At 62.0% G+C, this 21,654-nt stretch carries 22 protein-coding genes; 12 read left to right on the top strand and 10 right to left on the bottom strand.

Annotated features, from left to right (window positions below; all coding sequences use genetic code 11):
- Window positions 1-3 precede the first annotated feature (3 nt).
- Window positions 4-423: a polyribonucleotide nucleotidyltransferase gene (locus tag JJD66_RS02590; RefSeq protein ID WP_200647547.1), complete on the bottom strand. Its 420-nt coding sequence runs from the start codon at window positions 421-423 to the stop codon at window positions 4-6.
- Between the two features lie 253 nt (window positions 424-676).
- Here JJD66_RS02590 and hrpB point away from each other — a divergent pair, with 253 nt between their 5' ends.
- The gene (hrpB, locus tag JJD66_RS02585) at window positions 677-3,187 is read left to right on the top strand and encodes an ATP-dependent helicase HrpB (protein WP_200647546.1); all 2,511 of its coding nucleotides are present in this window, start codon (window positions 677-679) and stop codon (window positions 3,185-3,187) included.
- 124 nt (window positions 3,188-3,311) lie between these two features.
- Here the strand turns inward: hrpB and JJD66_RS02580 are convergent, their stop codons facing one another.
- Both JJD66_RS02580 and JJD66_RS02575 read right to left on the bottom strand, forming a co-directional pair.
- Window positions 3,312-4,400 carry an endonuclease/exonuclease/phosphatase family protein gene (locus JJD66_RS02580; protein WP_200647545.1) on the bottom strand — a complete coding sequence of 363 codons (1,089 nt, stop codon included), beginning with the start codon at window positions 4,398-4,400 and terminating at the stop codon, window positions 3,312-3,314.
- A 41-nt stretch (window positions 4,401-4,441) separates the two neighbouring features.
- Window positions 4,442-5,101, bottom strand: coding sequence for a YciC family protein (locus tag JJD66_RS02575; RefSeq protein WP_200647544.1), 660 nt, complete (start codon window positions 5,099-5,101; stop codon window positions 4,442-4,444).
- A gap of 182 nt (window positions 5,102-5,283) precedes the next feature.
- Here JJD66_RS02575 and JJD66_RS02570 point away from each other — a divergent pair, with 182 nt between their 5' ends.
- The 5 genes from JJD66_RS02570 (at window position 5,284) to JJD66_RS02550 (ending at window position 9,040) form a co-directional block, all read left to right on the top strand.
- Window positions 5,284-6,009 (top strand): DUF2076 domain-containing protein, encoded by a 726-nt coding sequence (locus JJD66_RS02570; protein ID WP_105228619.1) that lies wholly within the window; start codon window positions 5,284-5,286, stop codon window positions 6,007-6,009.
- A 119-nt stretch (window positions 6,010-6,128) separates the two neighbouring features.
- Window positions 6,129-6,605 carry a LabA-like NYN domain-containing protein gene (locus JJD66_RS02565; protein WP_003194396.1) on the top strand — a complete coding sequence of 159 codons (477 nt, stop codon included), beginning with the start codon at window positions 6,129-6,131 and terminating at the stop codon, window positions 6,603-6,605.
- Between the two features lie 25 nt (window positions 6,606-6,630).
- Window positions 6,631-7,242, top strand: a complete 612-nt coding sequence (locus JJD66_RS02560; RefSeq protein ID WP_032895195.1) for a 3'-5' exonuclease — start codon at window positions 6,631-6,633, stop codon at window positions 7,240-7,242.
- A 978-nt stretch (window positions 7,243-8,220) separates the two neighbouring features.
- Window positions 8,221-8,787, top strand: coding sequence for a hypothetical protein (locus JJD66_RS02555; RefSeq protein ID WP_200647543.1), 567 nt, complete (start codon window positions 8,221-8,223; stop codon window positions 8,785-8,787).
- Complete coding sequence (locus JJD66_RS02550) at window positions 8,777-9,040, top strand: acyl carrier protein (RefSeq protein WP_198715367.1); 264 nt, start codon at window positions 8,777-8,779, stop codon at window positions 9,038-9,040. Before JJD66_RS02555 ends, JJD66_RS02550 begins: the two co-directional genes overlap by 11 nt.
- An 85-nt stretch (window positions 9,041-9,125) precedes the next feature.
- On the opposite strand, the gene JJD66_RS02545 is transcribed toward JJD66_RS02550, so the two are convergent.
- The gene (locus JJD66_RS02545; RefSeq protein WP_054918076.1) at window positions 9,126-9,587 is read right to left on the bottom strand and encodes an Lrp/AsnC family transcriptional regulator; all 462 of its coding nucleotides are present in this window, start codon (window positions 9,585-9,587) and stop codon (window positions 9,126-9,128) included.
- Window positions 9,588-9,747: 160 nt separating this feature from the next.
- Here JJD66_RS02545 and yedA point away from each other — a divergent pair, with 160 nt between their 5' ends.
- Together yedA and JJD66_RS02535 are read left to right on the top strand one after the other, a co-directional pair.
- Complete coding sequence (gene yedA, locus JJD66_RS02540) at window positions 9,748-10,644, top strand: drug/metabolite exporter YedA (protein WP_034126930.1); 897 nt, start codon at window positions 9,748-9,750, stop codon at window positions 10,642-10,644.
- 48 nt (window positions 10,645-10,692) lie between these two features.
- A complete protein-coding gene (locus JJD66_RS02535) occupies window positions 10,693-12,027 on the top strand; it encodes a DEAD/DEAH box helicase (protein WP_200647542.1) in 1,335 nt (444 codons plus the stop codon).
- 120 nt (window positions 12,028-12,147) lie between these two features.
- On the opposite strand, the gene JJD66_RS02530 is transcribed toward JJD66_RS02535, so the two are convergent.
- Both JJD66_RS02530 and JJD66_RS02525 read right to left on the bottom strand, forming a co-directional pair.
- Complete coding sequence (locus JJD66_RS02530; protein ID WP_200647541.1) at window positions 12,148-13,374, bottom strand: TIGR03862 family flavoprotein; 1,227 nt, start codon at window positions 13,372-13,374, stop codon at window positions 12,148-12,150.
- A 171-nt stretch (window positions 13,375-13,545) separates the two neighbouring features.
- A complete protein-coding gene (locus JJD66_RS02525; RefSeq protein ID WP_102666350.1) occupies window positions 13,546-14,466 on the bottom strand; it encodes a histone deacetylase family protein in 921 nt (306 codons plus the stop codon).
- Between the two features lie 77 nt (window positions 14,467-14,543).
- Here JJD66_RS02525 and JJD66_RS02520 point away from each other — a divergent pair, with 77 nt between their 5' ends.
- The 3 genes from JJD66_RS02520 (at window position 14,544) to JJD66_RS02510 (ending at window position 16,726) form a co-directional block, all read left to right on the top strand.
- Window positions 14,544-15,113 carry a GNAT family N-acetyltransferase gene (locus JJD66_RS02520; RefSeq protein WP_054896171.1) on the top strand — a complete coding sequence of 190 codons (570 nt, stop codon included), beginning with the start codon at window positions 14,544-14,546 and terminating at the stop codon, window positions 15,111-15,113.
- A 159-nt stretch (window positions 15,114-15,272) separates the two neighbouring features.
- Window positions 15,273-16,142, top strand: a complete 870-nt coding sequence (gene tesB, locus JJD66_RS02515; RefSeq protein ID WP_200647540.1) for an acyl-CoA thioesterase II — start codon at window positions 15,273-15,275, stop codon at window positions 16,140-16,142.
- Window positions 16,139-16,726, top strand: a complete 588-nt coding sequence (locus tag JJD66_RS02510) for an HAD family hydrolase (RefSeq protein ID WP_089042497.1) — start codon at window positions 16,139-16,141, stop codon at window positions 16,724-16,726. The genes tesB and JJD66_RS02510 overlap by 4 nt, the downstream gene beginning before the upstream one ends.
- A gap of 132 nt (window positions 16,727-16,858) precedes the next feature.
- On the opposite strand, the gene JJD66_RS02505 is transcribed toward JJD66_RS02510, so the two are convergent.
- The 3 genes from JJD66_RS02505 to JJD66_RS02495 are packed head-to-tail and all read right to left on the bottom strand — an operon-like array spanning window position 16,859 to window position 19,180.
- The gene (locus JJD66_RS02505; RefSeq protein ID WP_200647539.1) at window positions 16,859-17,833 is read right to left on the bottom strand and encodes an alpha/beta hydrolase; all 975 of its coding nucleotides are present in this window, start codon (window positions 17,831-17,833) and stop codon (window positions 16,859-16,861) included.
- The gene (ypfJ, locus tag JJD66_RS02500; protein ID WP_014720040.1) at window positions 17,834-18,721 is read right to left on the bottom strand and encodes a KPN_02809 family neutral zinc metallopeptidase; all 888 of its coding nucleotides are present in this window, start codon (window positions 18,719-18,721) and stop codon (window positions 17,834-17,836) included.
- Window positions 18,722-18,766: 45 nt separating this feature from the next.
- Window positions 18,767-19,180 (bottom strand): lipoprotein, encoded by a 414-nt coding sequence (locus JJD66_RS02495; RefSeq protein WP_034126935.1) that lies wholly within the window; start codon window positions 19,178-19,180, stop codon window positions 18,767-18,769.
- Between the two features lie 199 nt (window positions 19,181-19,379).
- Between JJD66_RS02495 and JJD66_RS02490 the strand changes: the two genes are divergently transcribed.
- A complete protein-coding gene (locus JJD66_RS02490) occupies window positions 19,380-20,258 on the top strand; it encodes a DMT family transporter (RefSeq protein ID WP_003194370.1) in 879 nt (292 codons plus the stop codon).
- Here the strand turns inward: JJD66_RS02490 and JJD66_RS02485 are convergent, their stop codons facing one another.
- Window positions 20,259-21,593, bottom strand: a complete 1,335-nt coding sequence (locus JJD66_RS02485) for an MFS transporter (protein ID WP_014720038.1) — start codon at window positions 21,591-21,593, stop codon at window positions 20,259-20,261.
- Window positions 21,594-21,654 lie beyond the last annotated feature (61 nt).

The following is a 21,654-nucleotide window of genomic DNA, read 5'->3' as shown; positions in this document are numbered from 1 at the left end:
TCCTTACGCGGCAGGCTGCAGGCCCAGGGCCGCCAGTTGCTGCACGCTGCCCTTGAACTGGATCAGGCGCGGGTCATCCAGCGGCAAGGTGCGGCCGGTTTCCTTCTGGATGATGCTTTGCAGCTTGGCGTTATCGACCGTGCCGTCGGCGCCGATGGCTTCGTGCAGTTTCTCGGGGGCGACCTGGGCGGTCTTGCCCGGTTCGAAGTAAATGGCGCCCGTGGCGAAGTCGACACCGAAGGCGATCAGGCCGGGGATCACATAAAACAACAGGCCGAGGGCATCGAGTACCGTGATGGTCGGGTCGATCTTGCCGTCGATCTGGCCACGGCGGTCGGGGTAGAAAATCGAGCCGCAGGCGGTGAGTTGGCTCAGCAGGGTAACGGCGAGGACACCGCCGATGACACGGGAAGCGATACGCATGAAAAAGTCTCCTGAACATATTTAAGGGTGACTATAAGCCAGATCGGCCAGGCGCCGATGAACCCATGTGGGAGCTGGCTTGCCTGCGATAGCGTCGGCTCGGGGAATACAGCGGCAACTGTCACACCGCTATCGCAGGCAAGCCAGCTCCCACCCTCGACTGCATTCACAGCCCAAAGCGCGGGTGTTTTTGAGACCCGCATCGGCATCCGGCAGTTCGCCGTTATACTCGCCGCTCTGCTTTGGAGCCAGTATGAATTCGTTGCCGATCGATGATGTTTTACCCGCCCTGCGTGACGCCTTGGCTCATCGCCATGAAGCCGTGCTGGAAGCGCCCCCCGGCGCCGGTAAAACCACCCGCGTGCCCTTGGCTTTGTTGCATGAGCCCTGGCTCGCCGGGCAAACCATCCTGATGCTCGAACCCCGGCGCCTGGCTGCCCGTGCTGCTGCCGAGCGGCTGGCCAGTGAGCTGGGTGAAAAGGTCGGTGAGACCGTGGGTTACCGCATTCGCCTGGACAGCAAAGTCGGCCCCAACACGCGCATCGAGGTCGTCACCGAAGGTATCCTCACCCGCCGCCTGCAGGACGATCCGGCGCTGGACGGCGTGGGCTTGTTGATCTTCGACGAGTTCCACGAGCGCAGCCTCGACGCCGACCTGGCGCTGGCCCTGAGCCTTAACGGCCGCGAGCTGTTTCGCGACGAGCAGCCGCTGAAGATCCTGCTGATGTCCGCCACCCTCGAAGGCGAGCGCCTGGCCGGTCTGCTGGATGACGCGCCGATCCTGCGCAGTGAGGGGCGCATGTTCCCGGTGCAGATGCGCTGGGGGCGCCCTTACCAGGCCGGGGAGTTTATCGAGCCGCGCGTGGTGCAAACCATCCTCGAAGCCCTGGAGGATGAAACCGGCAGCGTGCTGGTATTTCTGCCGGGGCAGGCGGAGATTCGCCGGGTCAACCAGCAACTGGCCGAGGCCCTGGGTGATCGCCCTGACGTGCTGTTATGCCCCCTGCATGGCGAGTTGGACCTCAATGCACAGCGCGCCGCCATCGACCCGGCGCCGGCCTGCAAGCGCAAAGTGGTGTTGGCTACCAACATCGCCGAGACCAGCCTGACCATCAACGGCGTGCGCGTGGTGATCGACGCCGGGTTGGCTCGGGTGCCGCGTTTCGACCCCGGCAGCGGCATGACCCGCCTCGACACCCAGCGCATCTCCCGCGCCAGCGCCACCCAGCGCGCCGGTCGGGCAGGTCGGTTGGAGCCGGGGGTGTGTTACCGATTGTGGTCCGAAGACCAGCACGACGGTCTGGCCGCTTATGGCAGCGCGGAAATCCTCGCCGCCGACCTGGCGGGGCTGGCCTTGCAACTGGCCCGTTGGGGCGTGACCCCCAGCCAGTTGGTGTGGCTGGATGCGCCACCCACAGCCGCGTATGCCCAGGCCCAGGATCTGTTGCAACGCCTCGGTGCATTGAACGATGAAACCCTCACCACCCATGGTCAGAAAATGGCCGAGTTGCCGGCGCACCCGCGTATTGCCCACCTGTTATTGCGTGGCCAAGACCTGGGGCTCGCCGCCACCGCCTGTGACGTGGCGGCGCTGTTGGGCGAGCGCGATATCCTGCGCGGCGGCGGTGCCGACTTGCACAGCCGCCTGGCGCTGATGTCCGGCGAGGAGCGTGCGCGAGGTACCCAGGGTGGCGTGCAGCGCGCCAAGCAACTGGCCCGGCAATACCGTGGCTACCTGCGCGGCAAGGCGACCCAGCCGGTGGACAACCCCGACCACCCGCGCTGGCTCGGCGCCTTGCTGGCACTGGCCTACCCGGACCGCGTCGCCCAGCAACGTCGCCCCGGTGGAGCTGAATACCGCCTGGCCAATGGCCGCGCAGCGCTGTTTGCCGAAGCCGACAGCCTGATGAAACAACCCTGGCTGGTGATCGCCGACCTGGGCAGCCGCCAGGGCCAGCGCGAAGAACGCATCTACCTGGCGGCGGATTTTGATCCGGCACTGTTCGACACGGTGCTGGCCGAGCAAGTGCGCAACGTCGACCAACTCGACTGGGACGAGCGCGAAGGCGTCTTGCGTGCCGAGCGCCAACGCAAAGTCGGTGAGCTGGTGCTCAGCCGCGAACCCCTGACCGGCCTCGACGAATCCGCCCGCAGCCAGGCGCTGGTCAACCTGGTGCGCCGCAAAGGCCTGGAACTGCTGCCCTGGACCCCGGAACTGCGTCAGTGGCAAGCCCGTGTGATGCTGCTGCGCCAACTGGATGCCAGCAACACCAGCGAGTGGCCCGACCTCAGCGACAAAGCCCTGCTCGCCAGCCTCGAACACTGGCTGATGCCTTACCTGGGCAAGGTCTCGCGCCTCAGCCATTTCGCCAACCTGGATATCTCCAGCTACCTGCACAACCTGCTGCCCTGGCCCTTGCCCCAACGCCTGGAAGAGCTGGCGCCGCAGCATGTGAAAGTGCCGTCGGGGTCATCGGTACGCCTGGACTACAGCGAGCAGCCGCCGATCCTGGCGGTGCGCTTGCAGGAATTGTTCGGGCTGGCAGACACCCCGCGCATTGCCGGCGGGCGCCTGGCCGTGAAGTTGCACTTGCTGTCCCCGGCGCGCCGGCCGGTGCAGGTCACGCAGGACCTGGCGAACTTCTGGCGCAGTACCTATGCCGAGGTGAAGAAGGATCTCAAGGGGCGATACCCCAAGCATTATTGGCCGGATGACCCGTTGGTGGCCGAAGCGACGGCCAGGATCAAGCCCCGCAAATCCTGACGACAAAGATCCAACCTGTGGGAGCGGGCTTGCTCGCGAAGGCGTCGGGTCAGCTAATATATGCGCTGGCTGACACACCGCCTTCGCGAGCAAGCCCGCTCCCACAGGGGGGGCGTGTCAACGCTCATTGCGCGGCAGGCAGCAGGAAGCGGGCAATGACCGGTAAATGATTGGAGATGCGCAACGTGTCTTCTTGCCTCACCTTCGCCTCCACCCGCTTGATGCGAGGGCTATAGAACAGATAATCCAAGGTGCGATCCGGCCCGTCCAGGCTCGGGTCATTGGGGAAGTGCGTCAGCCATTTTTCACGATCAATCCCGCTGGATTCACTGTTTCTCGGGATCATCGGGTACTTGTCCCACAGCATGTGCAGCTCGCTGTCCGGCGCATACTGCCCACGCTTAGCCGCGTCCAGGCGCAGGTATTGGCCCAGTGGCAGCAGGTTGAAATCCCCGCCGATCAACCAGGGCGTTCCCCGGCCCTCAAACTTGTCCAACAGCTTGGCTGTGGCTTGCACCTGCTGTTGCGCTGCCGAGCGGCCAGGTGCACCGCCGTCCAGGCGGGTGTTGAGCACCGCCAGTTGGCCTCCGTCGCTCAACGGCAGATACGTCAGCAGCAGGGCCGGCTTGGGTTGGAACTGACGGCTGACGAAGTTGGCCTCGGCGGTTGGCAGTTGCAGGCGTTCGGCGTGTTCGATCTGGTAGCGGCTGAGCGTAGCGAGCTTGCGCCCCACGCTACCGAAGATGTGCAGGCTGGGCACAAAGTCGGCTTTCCAGTCGAAGGCGTGGGCGCTGCACGGGTAGAGGTCGACCAGACGCTCCTGCAACAGCGCAAGCTGGTCCTGATAGTGGGAAGGCTTGGCGCCTTCGTCGACTTCCTGCAACAGCAGGATGTCGGGCTGTTCGTCGCGAATCACCCGCGACACTTCGTCGAGGCTAAAGGCCATGTCTTCGACGGTGGGGCGATCGTCCGGGCCGCTGCCGTCCGGGGTGTCGTACCAGAACACGTAGTTCTTGCCGGCCAGGTATTGCACATTCCAGGTCATGACCTTGAGCGCTTGCCCCGGTAACAGTGTCGGGGCGCGGGGTGCCACGCAGCTGACGGGCAGGGTCTCTTTGTCGGCAGGGCGCCAAGTCAGGCTGTAGATCAGCGCGGCCAGCAGGCCGGCGATGATCAACAGGCTCAACAGGGTGATGCGCAATAAACGGGTCATCGGCTCGGCTTATATGCGTGTCAGAAGAGCCACGGAGCATATCACCGCACGTCGGCGTCGCCACCGATCAGCATGAATAAACGGAACAGCACCACGCTGGTGAACAGTTGCAGGAAGCTGTGGGCGCTGTCCATCAGCAACCCCAGCAACGGCGCGGGCTCAGGGTACGCCGCCACGCTGGCGCCCTTGAGCAGCCACAACGGCGTCATCACGCACAGCAGGCACACCAGGATGCGCCAGAAATGCCCACGGGTCAGGCGAAAGCTCTCCTTCATCGCCGCCAACGCCGGCATGCCGCGTAATACCAGCAGGTATTCGGCAAACGCCAACACCACCATCAGCCACAAGCCCGGCAGGAAATACAGCGACAGCCCCAACAGAATCAGCAAGGTGCTCATGGCTGTCAGCAGGGCAAAACGCGGCCACAGGCTCAAGGCCATGGCCCACACGTCCTTGGTGCGCGGCGACTCGCCTCGGGTGCGGGCATCGAGAAACAGGATCAGGGCACCGGTGTACAGCGGGTACACCAACAAACCTACGACCACGCTGTAGCCGGGAAACGCATCCGGGCCCAGCGTGTGGACCAGCACCTGTTGCAGCAAGGCTTCGAGGATCACCAATGGCAGGCACAGCTGGACGATGGCGCCCAGGTTGCGCTGGGTAAAGCGGAAGGAGTCGCGCAAAACGTCTAACGGATTCATCAGGGTCATCACAGGCCTGGAAGCAGAGGGCCACACTTTAACCGATCAGGGTCCAAGGGGCGCAAACGTAAACCTTGAGTAAAGACCATTGAAACAACTCGTAACATCCCCATAACTGGAAAGCCCCCAGCCTGATCACAGGCGGGACCGGAATTTTTTATCGGCAATCTAACGAGGTCGCCATGAACAGCGAAGAGCAAACCCTGATCGATGGACTGTTTTCACGGTTGCAGCAAGCCGAAACGGACTCAGCCCCCCGCGACGCCCAGGCCGAAGCGCGGATCAAGGAGCATATGGCTCGCCAACCCGCGGTCGGCTACTACATGACCCAGTCGATTCTGGTACAGGAACATGCGCTGCAGAGTCTTGACGCGCAGAACAAGCAACAGGCCCAGCAGATCCAGCAATTGCAGGACGAGCTGCAACGGGCCAAGGCCACGCAACCTGCGCCGGCCAGCGGTGGTGGGTTCCTGTCGAGCATCTTTGGCGGCGGCTCCCGTGACCCACAGCCTGCGCCGAGCAACTCCGGTGGCGGCTGGCGTGAACCGGCGCGGCCATCGTTCAACCAGCCAGCGCCCCAGCAGAACTATCAGCCGGCGCAAGCACCGGCAGCCGCGCCAGCCGGCAGTGGCTTCCTCGGTGGTGCCATGAAGACCGCCGCCGGCGTGGCCGGTGGGGTGTTGCTGGCCGAAGGGATCAGCAGCCTGTTCCATCACAACCAGCAACCGCAGGTGGTGGAAGAGATCATCGAACAACCGGCACCGGCCAGTGATTCAGGTAACTGGGGCAACGATGACCAGAAGTTTGCCGGCAATGACAGCTGGGGCAGCAATAACGCCGATAGCTTCGCCGACAGCGATTATTCCGACGATTCCTCTTCCTTTGGCGACGACGATTCCTTCGTCTGACACACCAGGCCCGGGGCGCTGCGGCGCTCCGGTCTGATTTTTTCCCGGAAACGCTCCCTTGGCTGGCATACTGGCGCCCTTTCCGGGCGCTGGCGCCTGGCTGTCCATGAGGAAGTGCGGTGAAAAAAATTGCAGTGTTCGCCGATGTGCAAAACCTCTACTACACCGTGCGCCAGGCCTATGGTTGCCACTTCAACTACGCCGCCCTGTGGGCTGACATCAGCGCGCGCGGGCAGATTGTCGAGGCGTACGCCTATGCCATCGACCGCGGCGACAGCAAGCAGCAGCAGTTCCAGCAGATCCTGCGCAACCTGGGGTTCACGGTAAAACTCAAGCCGTACATCCAGCGCAGCGACGGCTCGGCCAAGGGCGACTGGGACGTGGGCATCACGCTGGACATCATGGACGCCGCCGACCATGTCGACGAAGTCGTATTGGCCTCTGGTGACGGTGATTTCGACATGTTGCTCGAACGCATCATCCACAAGCATGGCGTGCGGGCCGTGGCCTACGGCGTGCCGGGGCTGACGGCCAACTCATTGATACGCGCCGCCAGCCACTACGTGCCGATCGAAGGCGCGTTGTTGCTCAAATAGATCGTAGAACGGAGTTGGAACAGGTTTGGAACGTATAGCGGTCATCGACTTTGAAACCACTGGCATCACCCCCAGCAGCCACTGCCGGGCCACGGAGATTGGCGTGGTCATCCTCGAGCGTGGGCAGATCGTGGACCGCTACCAGAGCCTGATGAACGCCGGTGTGCGCGTACCGGCGTTTATCGAACAGCTCACCGGCATCAGCAACGCCATGCTGCGCAGCGCGCCACCGGCTGAACGGGTGATGAACGAAGTCAATGAGTTCGTCGGCACCACGCCCTTGATGGCGCACAACGCCGCGTTCGACCAGAAGTTCTGGGACTTTGAGCTGGGCCTGATCCGCCGCACCCGCCTGCAGAAATTCGCCTGCTCCCTGCTGCTGGCCCGCCGCCTGATGCCGGCGGCGCCCAACCACAAGCTCGGCACCCTCAACACCTACGCCAAACTGCCCCACACCGGCCAGGCTCACCGGGCGCTGGCGGATGCGGAAATGGCCGCCAACCTCACAGCGCACCTGGCCCAGGAACTGCGCCAGACTCATGGCTTGCGGGAACTGTCCCATGACTTGCTGTGTACCTTGCAAAAAGTGCCGGCCGCGAAGATCAATGAGCACCTGAAGAAACATCGCGGGTTCTGATCCAGCTACTGCCTCAAGAACACTGGAGTTCCAATGTGGGAGCTGGCTTGCCTGCGATAGCCATAAGTATCTACACAACGCTGTAACGGTCGACGGTAACCACGATGCGAAGCGAGTCGCTTTTGATCTTGATCTGCTTTTGATCTTAGGCGCCCCGTTAAACCACGCTGGCCGAAATTCGACAGTGATTTGGGGGGGTAAACCGGCAGGGATGCCGGTTTAGCCGCCCCGCGCCATGGATGGCGCGTGGCGGCGGCCCCCCAAATCACTGGCGGATTACGGGTACACCGAGCCTAGGCGAGGTGCCGAGTGGTGGGGCAAGAGCCCTTTTGGTTACTTTTGGGGCTCTTTTCCAAAAGTGACCCGCTGTCAGAGCGGAACCCTAAGTGGCCGTTACCGCAGGAATGGATATGCACTCGGTATAACAGCGTAGGCTTTCCAGGCCGCCATCGCAGGCAAGCCAGCTCCCACAATTTGATCGCGGGGCGTCAGGTAGATATGCGCTGGCCGCCGGGGCCGTCACGGGAGCAAGCTCCCTCGCCACAGATTTAGCGTCGTGCCGAAGTTGTGTAGATACCTATGCTGCGATAGCGGTGTATCAGCCAGCCATTTATTGCCTGACCCTCCGCTATCGCGGGCAAGCCCGGCTCCCACAGGGGTTATGCGTCGTTTATCGAGGCTGTGCGCACTCCAACGCCTGGCCCACCACCCCCTTCGCCATCTCCACCCAACGCATCTCATCACTTCGCCCGACGCGTGGGCCAAGGCGTCGGACTTGCACGTCCGGTCACCGAGCATTCGATGGCAGGGCGAGACTGGCTACCGAATCCGACGCAAACAAGGCACCTGAGCGCTGAATGGTCGGTAGGTCAAATCCGGCTATGAGTTAGGACCTTTCTGGTTTTCTTCTTTACTCATCCATCGCGTTTTACTGCGACCTACCATTCTGTGTGTCATTCACGCACAGGGACAAAGAACATGCAGGAAAGCGACCTTCATACAGCGATCATGCAAAGCAAGTTGGAACTCGAACCACATGGCATTGATCTGGGTTCCAGTTCAAGCATGGCGTTTCATGTGGGCAACACGATGACAAGCTGCCCGGCAGTCATGGTGTTGCCGAGTTTGCCAGGTTGGAGTCATGGCCCTCATTACCAGTTACTCAAGCCGATTCACGCTGACTCCGCTGTGCCCGATACGACGTTTGATGAACTCTGGAAATGTACACAGCAACACTACGGCCTCACGGCAGCCACAGTGATCACTGGCGCGGCGGGCATACCCATAAGCAAAATTGCGGTGGGTGCCTGGGTTCACGTCGGCTCCAGCAAAACCACGAACCTGGCTAGCCTGATCGGCATGCGCTTTTTCCCTCGTACGTTGATCAGGCAACCCACCATGGCCAGAATGGCAAAGGCAACGTTTGGCACGGTGCGGGTATTTGGCATCATCGGGCGAGGCATGCCCTTCGTCGCTGCCGGGCTTGCAGTCTTTGACCTGGTCAGTATTGGTAAGTGTGCCTATGAGGCGAGAAATGGAAGGTAGCCTGGCCAGAGCCGACATCAGCGAAAAAGTGATCCAGCTGTTCGTCGATATCATCGGTTTTATCGACCGGCGCGATGTGACGGAGCACACCGATTTCATCCATGACTTCGACATCATTGATGAAGACCTGACCTGCTTTGTCATGCAGATCAAGTGGCAGTTCAAGCTGCAAGCGACGCAGGAGGATTGGGATCACATCACTACGATTGAGCAGGTAGTCGATTTGATTGTTCAGCGTTCGACTCTTCGGTGAGGCCACTGGCGCCATCGCAGGCAAGCCAGCTCCCACAGTTGACCGCGTCGCTCGGGCAGTACGCGATCCCTGTGGGAACGATCGCTCAGCCAGCATTTTTCCCATTGGCTTCCAATTGCCCCAACGGCACCCGCCGCTCTATGGCGCTGGACAAAATAATCGAGGTCTTGCTGAAGCCAAACTTCGCGACCCGGTTAATCAGGCTCTCCAACTCGGGCATCGAGCCCACCGCCGCTTGCATGATCACGCATGGGTCGCCCGTGACCCGGTGGCATTCGGTCAGTTCGGGTATCTCCGCCAGGGCGTCGTACACCTTTTGGCTGCCATGGTTGGTCAGCCGCAATTCAATCACGCATTGAATCGGCAAGCCCACTTTGGATAAATCCACCTTGGCCTGGTAGCCGGTGATCACGCCGCTGGCCTCAAGCTTGGCCACGCGTTCGGCCACGGCGGGGGCGGAGAGGTTTACGGTGCGCGCCAGTTGCGCGTAGGAAGCACGGCCATCTTCAAGCAGGGCGCTGAGGAGCATGCGGTCATATTTGTCCATGATAAGGCTCCGGTTGCGCGTGGCTTTCGAAAGCACGGTTTATAGCCTTGATAACCATGGTTTGAGAAGTGTATTGGCGTTTTAAACAGGTTTTGTAACTTAAGTTTATCCGCCTTCGTTTCTAGAATAAGTCTCCCATTTCCTGCCATAGAGCCGCCCAATGCCTGGCCCACGTCGCTTTCCCTTACCGTTGATCGCCGCCTTTTTTGCGTTGTATGTGATCTGGGGTTCCACCTACCTGGTGATCCGTATCGGCGTGGAGTACTGGCCGCCGCTGTTGCTGGCGGGGATTCGGTTTTGCACGGCGGGGGTATTGATGTATGGCTTCCTCAGATGGCGCGGGGTGCCGGCGCCGACCTGGCCGCAGTGGAAGGCGGCCGGGATGATCGGCATTTTGTTGCTCACCGTGGGCAATGGTGGCGTCAGCGTGGCGGAACATATGGGCGTGTCGTCCGGCGTGGCGGCGCTGGCGGTGGCGACGGTGCCGCTGTTTACCTTGCTGTGTGGGTTTTTCTGGGGCGCGCGTAATACGCGGTTGGAATGGGCAGGGGTGCTGCTGGGGATCATCGGCATCGCCATGCTCAACATGGGCAGTACCTTGCAGTCGAGCCCACTGGGCGCGGTGTTGCTGTTGATGGCGGCGGCGTCCTGGGCCTTCGGCTCGGTGTGGAGCCGCCATTTGCCGCTGCCCCAAGGCGCCATGGCCAGCGCCGCGGAAATGCTCGTGGCTGGCGTGGCGCTGCTGATCGTCAGCGCGTTGTCTGGCGAGCACCTGCAGGCCATGCCGCCGTTGGAGGGCTGGCTGGCCCTGGCGTACCTCACGGTGTTCGGCTCGATCATCGCCTTCAACGCTTATATGTACCTGCTCAAGCACGTACGCCCGGCGGCGGCGACCAGTTATGCCTACGTGAACCCGGCCGTCGCCGTGTTGCTGGGGATTGTGTTCGTCGGCGAGAGCATCGGCCTGGAAGAAGCCCTGGCAATGCTGGTGATCATCAGCGCGGTGTTGCTGATCAGCCTGCCCCAATGGCGCAAGCCCAAACCCGAAATAAGGTAAACTGCCGCGCATTACGCCCTTGCGCTGAATTTTTCCTACGGTAACTACATGACTTTCGCCACCCTTGGCCTGATCGAACCCTTGCTGCGCGCCCTTGAGACGCTTGGCTACCAGACCCCGACGCCGGTGCAGGCGCAAGCCATTCCGGCAGTGCTGGCCGGTCGCGACCTGATGGCCGCGGCCCAGACCGGCACCGGCAAGACCGCAGGTTTCGCTTTGCCGCTGCTGCAACTGCTGACCCTGGAAGGGCCGAAAGTCGCCGCCAACTCGGCGCGTGCGCTGATCCTGTGCCCCACCCGTGAACTGGCCGAGCAGGTTCATGCCAGCGTTGCCGAGTACGCCCAACACCTGCCGCTGACCACTTACGCGGTGTACGGCGGCGTGAGCATCAACCCGCAGATGATGAAGCTGCGCAAAGGCGTCGACATTCTGGTCGCCACCCCTGGCCGCCTGATCGATCTGTTCCGCCAGAACGCGCTGAAGCTCAACCAGCTGCAAACCCTGGTGCTGGATGAAGCCGACCGCATGCTCGACCTGGGCTTCTCCGAAGAGCTTGCCAACATTTATCGCATGCTGCCGAAAAAGCGCCAGACCCTGTTGTTCTCCGCGACCTTCTCCGATGACATTCGCCTGCTGGCCGGGCAGATGCTCAACGACCCGCTGAGCATCGAAGTCAGCCCACGCAACGTTGCCGCCAACACCGTCAAGCAGTGGGTGGTGCCGGTGGACAAGAAGCGCAAGCCGGAGCTGTTTGTGCACCTGATGCGCAAAGGCCGCTGGAAGCAGGTGCTGGTATTCGCCAAGACCCGCAACGGCGTGGATGCGCTGGTGGACAAGTTGCAGGGCCTGGGGGTCAACGCCGACGGCATCCATGGCGACAAACCCCAAGCCACCCGCCAACGCGCACTGGACCGCTTCAAGGCCAGCGAAGTGCAAATCCTGGTGGCCACCGATGTGGCGGCCCGTGGCCTGGATATCGAAGACCTGCCGCTGGTGGTCAACTTCGACCTGCCGATCGTGGCCGAGGACTACATCCACCGTATCGGCCGTACCGGGCGTGCGGGCAACACCGGTGAGGCGATTTCCCTGGTGTGTGCCGATGAGGTGAACATGCTCTCGGCCATCGAGATGCTGACCCGTCAGACCCTCACCCGCAAGATGGAACCGGATTTCGAGCCGGAGCACCGCGTGCCGGACACCGATGCCAGCGGGCAGGTGGTCAAGAAGCCGAAAAAGCCGAAGAAGCCTAAAGCGTCCGGCGGTGGCAGCAAGCGCAACCTGGGCAAGTGGGTGGACAGTGGGGACGTAGCCCCGGCTGAGCCGTCGATCAAGCCGGTGCGCAAGGTGCCGGTGTTTAATACTGGGCCGCGTAAGAAGAAGTGATTTTGCGCGGTGGCTGATGGCCTCATCGCAGGCAAGCCAGCTCCCACCTTTGAATTGTGAATACAGTCAAAGGTGGGAGCTGGCTTGCCTGCGATGGGGGCCTTGAATCCACCGCAGCGCTCAGCGGTGGAGCCACTCCAACATCCCCAGCCCAGCCGCCCGGCCACTGGCAAAACAGCCGGTCAGCAAATATCCACCGGTCGGCGCCTCCCAATCGAGCATTTCCCCCGCACAGAACACCCCAGGCAACGGCTTGAGCATCAACCGCTCATCCAGCGCTTCAAACGGCACACCACCCGCCGTGCTGATCGCCTCATCCATCGGCCGCGTCCTCACCAGCGTCAGCGGCAACGCCTTGATATCCACCGCCAATTGCGCCGGATCGGTGAAGTGTTCAGCGGGCGTCAACTCGCGTAACAACGCCGCTTTCACCCCATCCAGCCCCAACTGACTGTGCAAATGCTTGCTCATCGAACGCGAGCCACGGGGCTTGGCCAATGCGGCCTGCACCTTGTCCAACGGCTTGCTGGGCAGCAAATCGATATGCACCGTGGCCGCACCGTCGCGGTTGATCGCTTCGCGAATCGGCGCCGACAAGGCGTAAATCAAACTGCCTTCAATGCCGGTGGCGGTGATCACGCATTCACCCAGCCGAGGTTTGTCATCCCCCAGGCCAATGGCGACGTTTTTCAACGGTGCGCCCGCGAATTTGCTGACCATCAACGCGCTCCATGCCGACACTTCAAACCCGCAGTTGCTCGGTTGCAGTCGCACATAGGGCAGGCCTTTGCCTTCAAACAGGTTGAGCCATGCACCGTCGGAGCCCAATCGCGACCAGCTGCCGCCGCCCAACGCCAGCAACACAGCATCACTGTGGACAACTTTTTCGCCGTCCGGGCTGTGGATAAGTAAATCGCCCTCGTCATTCCAACCCGTCCAACGATGCCGGGTGTGGATAACCACACCTTGCTCCCGCAGACGCTTGAGCCAGGCGCGCAACAGTGGCGCGGCTTTCATATCGGTAGGAAATACGCGGCCGGAGGTACCGACAAAGGTCTGGATACCCAGGCCATGAATCCATTCGCACAACGCCTCGGCACCAAAGCTGCGCAGCAACGGCGCCATGTGCGGCGCGCGTTCGGCGTAGCGCGACAGGAACGCCGGGTACGCCTCGGAGTGGGTGATGTTCATGCCGCCCACGCCGGCCAGCAGGAACTTGCGCCCCACCGACGGCATGCCGTCGTACAGGTCCACCCGCACGCCCGCCTGGCTCAAGACTTCGGCGGCCATCAGCCCGGCGGGGCCGCCGCCGATAATGGAGACGTGGTGGGCAGAACTCTGAGGCATGGGCAGGGCTACGGTGATGTGAATAGGCCGAGCATTCTACCCGACCACGACGCCGCTGCATGATCAAAAAACGTACACTTTCCTACAGGCCATGCGGTCAAACGCTTGTAGCCGCTTACGCTCAAGTTATCCACAGGCCGTTCCACAGGCATTGTGAGTAACGCTCACACTTCAATGACAGCCTGATGACGTCCATACCCGCTGTGCGCTGTGGTGCAGGATGCCGTGGCGGCGGGCGAGGGCAGGGCGGTCCTTGCTATAGCCGCCACCGATCACGCCCATCACTGGAATGTCGCGGCCCAGGCAGTGGCGCATCACGCTTTCATCACGGGCGGCGACGCCTTCGTCTGTCAGCTTGAGGTAACCAAGGGCGTCGTCCTTGTGCACATCCACGCCGGCGTCGTACAGCACCAGGTCCGGCTGGTAGAGCGGCAGCAGGTAGTTGAGCGCGTCATCCACCACCTTGAGGTAGTCGGCATCGCCCATGCCCATGGGCAGCGGGATGTCCCAGTCGCTCTGGGCCTTGCGTGCCGGGAAGTTCTTTTCGCAGTGCAGCGACACGGTAATGGCGTCCGGTGTGTCGTGCAGGATGCGTGCGGTGCCGTCGCCCTGATGTACGTCGCAATCGAAGATCAACACGCGATTGACCCGGCCGCTGGCCAACAGGTAATGGCTGATCACCGCCAGGTCATTAAAAATGCAGAAACCCGCCGGATAATCGTAATGGGCATGGTGGGTGCCACCCGCCAAATGGCAGGCCAGGCCATGTTCAAGGGCCTGTTCGGCCGCCAGTATCGAGCCGCCCACCGCACGCACCGTGCGCCGGGCCAGGGCTTCGCTCCACGGCAGGCCAAGGCGGCGTTGGTCCTCGCGGGACAGTTCGCCGCTCATGTAGCGTTCGATATACCCAGGTTCATGGGCCAGGGCCAAAATGTCTGCCGGGCACAGCGGCGGGCGCAGCAATTGGCTGTCTTCGGTGAGGCCGCTGTCCACCAGGTGGTCACGCAACAGGCGAAACTTGTCCATGGGGAACCGGTGGTCCGCCGGGAACTCAGGGCTGTAGTCTTCGTGGTAGATCAATGGCAAGGGCATGGGATTTTCTGACGGGAACCTGCGACGGATCTTAACAGCGCTGTACACTCACGCACATGGCAAGGCAGGGGGGACCCATGGAGCCGATACTGGAATTGGAAAGTGCACGCTTGGTGCTGCGCCAATGGCGCGACAGCGACCTGCCGGACTTTGCGCGCATGTGCGCCGACCCGCAGGTGATGCGTTACTTCCCGGCTCAATTGAGCCACTTGGAGAGCGCAGCGTTGATCGGCCGTATTCGCGGGCATTTTGCTGAATATGGCTTTGGGTTCTGGGCTTTGCAGCGCAAGGACACTGGTGAATTTATCGGCCTGACGGGCCTTGCGAATGTCAGCTTCGAAGCCGGCTTTACCCCGGCGGTGGAGATCGGCTGGCGCCTGGCCCGCGAACATTGGGGCCTGGGTTATGCCAGTGAGGCGGCCTGGACGGCGTTGCGCTGTGGTTTTGACCGCTTGCAACTGGACGAAATCCTGGCCTTCACCACTGAAGCCAATCTGCCCTCACAAAAAGTCATGCAGGCCATCGGTATGCATTACGATCCGCAGGCAGATTTTGAACACCCGAAAGTCGCAGCCGGTGACCCGCTGCGCCCGCATGTTTTGTACCGCATCACCCGCGCCCAATGGTTGGACACGCTGCACGGATAAGCAGGCGGTCATGCTCAACAGAAACCCGTAGGAGCGAGCTTGCTCGCGAAGAACGCAAGAGCGCTGCGGTAAACCAGAAGCGCTGCGTCATCGTTAACGACCTTCGCGAGCAAGCTCGCTCCTACAGGTGGATACCGTTTTGCTTTGAGGAGAGTTTCAATGAGCCAAGTATTGGAAGATCTGGTGGACTTGCTGACCCTGGAGCCGATCGAGGAAAACCTCTTTCGCGGCCGCAGCCAGGACCTGGGCTTTCGCCAACTGTTCGGCGGCCAAGTGCTCGGCCAGTCGCTGTCGGCGGCCAGCCAGACCGTAGAAGAAGCGCGGCATGTGCATTCCCTGCACGGTTATTTCCTGCGCCCTGGCGATGCCGCGTTGCCGGTGGTGTATTCGGTGGACCGCGTGCGCGATGGCGGCAGTTTCAGCACGCGTCGTGTCACCGCGATTCAAAAGGGCAATCCGATCTTCACCTGCACGACCTCGTTCCAGTACGACGAACAAGGCTTCGAGCACCAAACCACCATGCCGGTGGTAGTGGGCCCGGAAAACCTGCCGTCGGAGCTGGAGCTGACCCAGCAACGTGCGCACCTGATCCCCGAGCACATGCGCGACAAGTTGCTGTGCCCCAAGCCCATTGAAGTGCGCCCGGTCACCGAAAAAGACCCGTTCAACCCGCAGCCGTCCGACCCAGTCAAGTACGTGTGGTTTCGTGCCGACGGTGCCTTGGCGGACACGCCGGCGTTGCATAAATACCTGCTGGCCTACGCCTCGGACTTCGGCCTGTTGACCACCTCGTTGCTGCCCCATGGCAAGACCGTGTGGCAGAAAGACATGCAGGTCGCCAGTCTCGATCACGCGCTGTGGTACCACGCCGACCTGCGTGCCGATGACTGGTTGCTGTACGCCATGGACAGCCCGTGGGCCGGCAACTCCCGGGGTTTCTCCCGGGGCAGCGTGTACAACCGCGCCGGGCAACTGGTGGCGTCGGTGACTCAGGAAGGTTTGATCCGCCATCGCAAGGATTGGGCATGAGCCTCTGCGACGTGAAGCACTGGGTGTTCGACATGGACGGCACCCTCACGGTGGCGGTGCATGATTTTGCGGCTATCCGCGTGGCGCTGCAGATCCCGCCTGAAGACGACATTCTCACGCACCTCGCGGCATTGCCGGCAGATGTCGCGCAGGCCAAACATGCCTGGTTGCTGGAGCATGAGCGCGAGCTGGCGCTGGGTTCCATAGCGGCCGAAGGTGCCGTTGAGCTGGTACGCGAATTGGCCGGGCGCGGTTATCGCTTGGGGATCCTGACCCGTAATGCGCGGGAACTGGCCCATATCACCCTGGAGGCGATAGGCCTGGCGGACTGCTTTGCCATTGAGGACGTGCTGGGGCGCGATGATGCGCCGCACAAGCCGGATCCCGGTGGGTTGCTGAAACTGGCGGCGGCTTGGGACGTAGCACCCCGCGAAATGGTGATGGTGGGGGATTATCGCTTTGACCTGGATTGTGGCCGGGCAGCGGGCACCAAGACGGTGTTGGTGAACTTGCCGGAGAACCCTTGGCCGGAATTGGCGGATTGGCATGCCGAGGATTGTGCGGCGTTGCGCCGAATGATCTAACCCGGGCGACAGAGATCAAATGTGGGAGCTGGCTTGCCTGCGATAGCGGTGGGTCAGCTGACACTTTATCAACTGACAGTCCGTCATCGCAGGCAAGCCAGCTCCCACATTTTGATGGGGTTCCTTCAGGTGCTACTGGGCGAACAGCACCTTTTCTCCCTCTGGCGAGGTAAACATCTTGTCCCCGTCATGCCCCACCCCCGGCACTTCTACCAGCCGGTGGCCCAACTGCGGATGCCGCTGCTTGAGGTAGTCAAAATAGTTGTGGCCACGAAGCAGCCGATACGCACCCTGGGTTTCGGCCTCGCAGCTTTTATCCAATGCCGGGTGGTTGGGGTCGGTGTCCTGCTGGCCCAACAGGTAAGTGATGTCGCGTGAGACGTAGGCTTGTTCCAGTTGCTGGGCGCCTCGCTCACCCACGTAATCCGGCAGGTTTTGCATGCCGTATTTCCAGTCGTTGAAGCTTGGGCAACTGGCCGTATCGAACGGTACCGGCCGCTGCGGGCTGAAGTAGGCGTAGGACGATGGGTTGGCCACCACGTACCGCAGGCTGATGCCTTCGGTTTGCAGCAACGGGTGGTCATGGCCGGTGAGGGCGAAGCGTTGGACAACCTGGCCGCCACCGGAATGCCCGGCGATCACGATTTCCTTCAGCGCCGGGAACAGCTTGCGGTTGCCCAGGTGCTTGATGATCTGGTCCAGAGCGCCATAAGAACTGACCTGCCCAGGCGCGGTGGAAGCTTCGCCAGCCATCCAGTCGTTGCCCTTCCAACGCAATACCTGATTGCCCAGATGGTTACGCTTCACGTCCGATTGATTCAGAAACTGCGGCGCGATCACCAGCGTAGTGCCGCCGACCCCGGCATGGGTGGCGGCGTCGATGCCGCTTTGCAGATAGGTCTGCGCATTGCGCAGGCGGCCATGCACGATGATCAATGCGCGCGTGACCTTGGGCAGCGGCTGGCCCCAGTTTTGGCTCACGCCGAGGCTGAGGTCGCCGGCCTCCAGATGAAGGCGATCGGGGCTGACCACCTTGACGCCGTGTTCAGCCGCGAAGGTGCAACAGGACACGAGCACACCCAGCAGTAACCCCAACCGTTTGATCATTTAGAGACTCTTGGCCGCGAAGGTATCGCATTGAGTGATCTGGCCCTGGGCGAAGCCGGTCTTGAACCAGCGCACGCGCTGGGCCGATGTGCCGTGGGTGAACGAGTCGGGTACCACGCGCCCCTGGCCTTGTTGCTGCAAGCGGTCATCGCCGATGGCATTGGCTGCGTTCAGGGCCTCTTCGATATCACCGGGTTCCAGCCAGTTCAGGCGTTTTTGCGCATGGTTGGCCCACACGCCGGCAAAGCAATCGGCTTGCAGTTCCTGGCGAACCAGCAGGCCACCGTCGCCTTCCATCTGCCGACCCTGTTGGCGCGCTGCCTGGATCTTGGACGAGATGCCCAGCAACGTTTGTACGTGGTGCCCGATTTCGTGGGCGATCACGTAGGCCTGGGCGAAATCACCGGCGGCCTGGAAGCGTTGCGACATTTCCCGGAAAAAATCCAGGTCCAGGTACACCTGCTGGTCAGCCGGGCAGTAGAACGGGCCGCTGGCCGAGGTGGCGCCACCGCAGGCTGAGTTCACCCGGCCACGGAACAGGATCAGCTTCGGGTTCTTATAGGCCAGCCCATTTTCCTGGAACACCTGGCCCCAGGTGTCTTCGGTATCGCCCAGCACGGCGCGCACAAAGTCGGCTTGCTCATCGTTGGCTGGGGGCGCTTGACGCGGCTGGGTGCTGACCGACGGCGCCTGTTCCATCTGGCCGGTCAATTGGCCAAGAATCTGCATCGGGTCCTGGCCGGTCAGCCAGCCAATGCCGACGATCAGCACGATGGCTGTGAGGCTCAGGCCCTTGCCGCCGCCGAAGCGCATACCGCCACCGCCGCCGCCACTGTCGTTACGGGCATCCACCACGTTGTCGCTGCGTCGGCCTTTTTTCCATAGCATGGGAGCAATCCTCTGTGTGCTAACCGTGATTGATTATGGTCGGTATTAACGGCAATAGCCTTCGCCAGTGGCAACGATCAGGCAGTCTTTTTTATCCGCCAGCCACTTCAAACCGGTGGCGGCGCCATCGCCAGCGCGCAACAGCTGCGGGCCGTCGGGGCGGGTGAAGGCGATGCCGTCTTCAGCGGCCTCACCTTTGAAGGTGCCGGCGTCATCGGCGTCCAGGCCATATTGCATGGTGAGAAGGTAGTGGCCGCGGCCAATGCTGTCGTCCTTGGCGATGGTCAGGTGCAAGCCTTCGACGCCGACCCACTTGCCGACCCATTTATCGGTGGGCGGGGTCTCGGGCACCAGGGTCGCTTGCACGGAGGCGGGCGCGGGCTTGGGGGCTTCTTTCGGGGTTTTATCGCAGGCGGCGAGCAGGGCGAGGGCAGACAGGGCAAAGAGGATTTTTTTCATAGCGGCAAGGCCTTGGTTAAAAAGTGTGCAACGCCGGGGCGAGCGTGCAGCGTTGGACTCGGATCCATCGATTTAGTGCGCTGTTCGCCCGGTGTTTGGTTATGCTCTTGGGGCAGACTCCGGCCCGGCTGCTAGATTACCGGGTTGAGCGCGACTTGGTTCAGCGCTCAGCGTCCCGCTCGCCACACAAGAGAATTCAATGACTGTCAGTACCCCGCTCTCCGGCGTCAACCATCCGTTCAAAGGCATCCTGCTGATTGTGCTGGCGACGTTCCTGTTCTCCAGCCACGACGCCTTGTCCAAATACCTGGCCGGGTTTTACCCGATCGTGATGGTGGTGTGGGCGCGGTACATGGTCCACACCTTGCTGATGGCCGGGATCTTCCTGCCGCAATCGGGCCTGCGCGTGTTGCGCAGCAAGCGGCCGGGCATGCAGGTGGTGCGGGCGTTATGCCTGTTGGGCACCAGCCTGTTCTTCACCACGGCGCTGCATTACATCCCGTTGGCCGAAGCTACAGCGGTGAACTTCCTTGCGCCGATCCTGGTGACGGCGCTGTCGGTGCCGTTGCTCGGTGAGCACGTGACCCGTGGCCAGTGGCTGGCGGTGATCTGCGGGTTTATCGGCGTGGTGATCATCATCCACCCCGGCGGCGAGCTGTTTACCCCGGCGGTATTGCTGCCGCTGTGCTCGGCGCTGTTCTTCTGCTTCTACCAGTTGCTTACGCGCATCCTCAGCCAATACGACAGCCCGACTACCAGCAACTTCTTCGCCGGCCTGTGCAACACCTTGGTGATGAGTGCGATGGTGCCGTTCTTCTGGCAAGTGCCGACGTTGTGGCACGCGGTGATGATGCTGGCGCTGGGCACCTGCGGGATGACCGCGCACCTGATGCTCACCCAGGCGTTCCGCTTCGCGGCGCCGGCCTTGCTGGCGCCGTTTGGCTATTGTCAGATCGTGTTCGCGGGGTTGTTGGGCTGGCTGGTGTTCAGCCATACCCCCGATATGACCACGGTGGTGGGTATCGGGGTGATCTGCATGAGCGGGTTGGCCGCTGCCTGGCAGCAGCGGCGGCGTTAGTTAAACGTCTACCGTAGGGATCTTGCGCGGCGCCATGAAGTACATCCACACCAGTGCGATGAAGTACATCGCCGGGATCAGGGTGAACAACACCGTGTAGTTGTTGTTGGTCACCGTGAGGATATGGCCGACGATCTGGGTCATGAACATGCCGCCGATGGCCGCGCACATGCCGCCGAAGCCGAACACCGTGCTCATCATGTGCTTGGGCGTGTAGTCCATCACCAGGCTCCAGATGTTGGCGGTCCAGGCCTGGTGTGCGCCGATGGCCAGGGAGATGGCGAACACCGCCACCCACAACTGGCTGGAGCCGGCCGCCATGATCACGCCGACGATGCAGCAGGCGAACAGCAACATCGACAACAGCCGCGCCTTGATCGAGTTCATCCCACGGCCGATCAGGAATGACGACAGGATCCCGCCCCCCACGCTGCCAAAGTCGGCGGTGAGGTAAATGATGATCAGCGGAATGCCCATCTGGGTCACGTTGATGCCCAGGTTGTATTGCTGGTTCAAGAACGGCGGCAGCCAATACAGGTAGAACCAGAACACCGGCGCAGTGAGCGAGTAGGCGAGGGCGAAGGCCCAGGTGCCGCGCATGCGCAGGATGCGGCTGAACGGCACGCGGGGTTGTTCCGGCTCGACTTCCTGTTGCACGTAGTCCAGTTCGGATTGTTTAACGGTGGGGTGGTCTTCCGGGTTGTAGTACTTCAAGCCCCAGAGCACCAGCCAGATACCGCCGAGTGCCGACATGCACAGGAACGCTGCCTGCCAGCCCCACACGTGCAGGATCAACGGCAGCAGCATGGGCGTCATCATCGCGCCGACGTTGGTGCCAGCGTTGAAGATGCCGGTGGCCACTGCCCGTTCACCCGCCGGGAACCACAAGCGTGTGGTCTTGACGCAGGCCGGGTAGTTGGCGGCTTCGGTCAGCCCGAGGACAAACCGGCAGACCATAAAGCCGACCGCCGAGGTGGCCAGGCCATGGGCGCCGGTGGCCAGGCTCCATAGCAGCACGGCGCAGAAGAACACGCGCTTGACGCCAACCCGGTCAATCAGGCGGCCTTGCAGCACAAAGCCGATGGCGTAGCCGACCTGGAACCAGAAGTTGATGTTGGCGTAGTCCATCGCCGTCCAGCTCATTTCCTTGGCGAGGATCGGTTGCATCACGCCCAGGGCGGCGCGGTCGATGTAGTTCAAGGTGGTGGCAAAGAACACCAGGGCCAGCATGCCCCAGCGCGTTTTACCCACGGCCAGGGCACCGCGGATCTTGTCGCCGATGCCGGCGTGCGGGTTGCCCGGGCGCGCGGCCAGGGCTGAATTTTGCAGAGGCATGAGGTTTGTACCCGTTTTTTGAAATTCTTATGGTGTGTTCTGGGTCTTTGTTGCGTGAGCG

The sequence above is a fragment of the Pseudomonas sp. MF6751 genome, from assembly GCF_016613265.1.
Taxonomy (GTDB): Bacteria; Pseudomonadota; Gammaproteobacteria; order Pseudomonadales; family Pseudomonadaceae; genus Aquipseudomonas; species Aquipseudomonas fluorescens_BV.
Note: the sequence above shows the minus strand (reverse complement) of the source record. Positions and strands in the feature narration are given on the sequence as shown.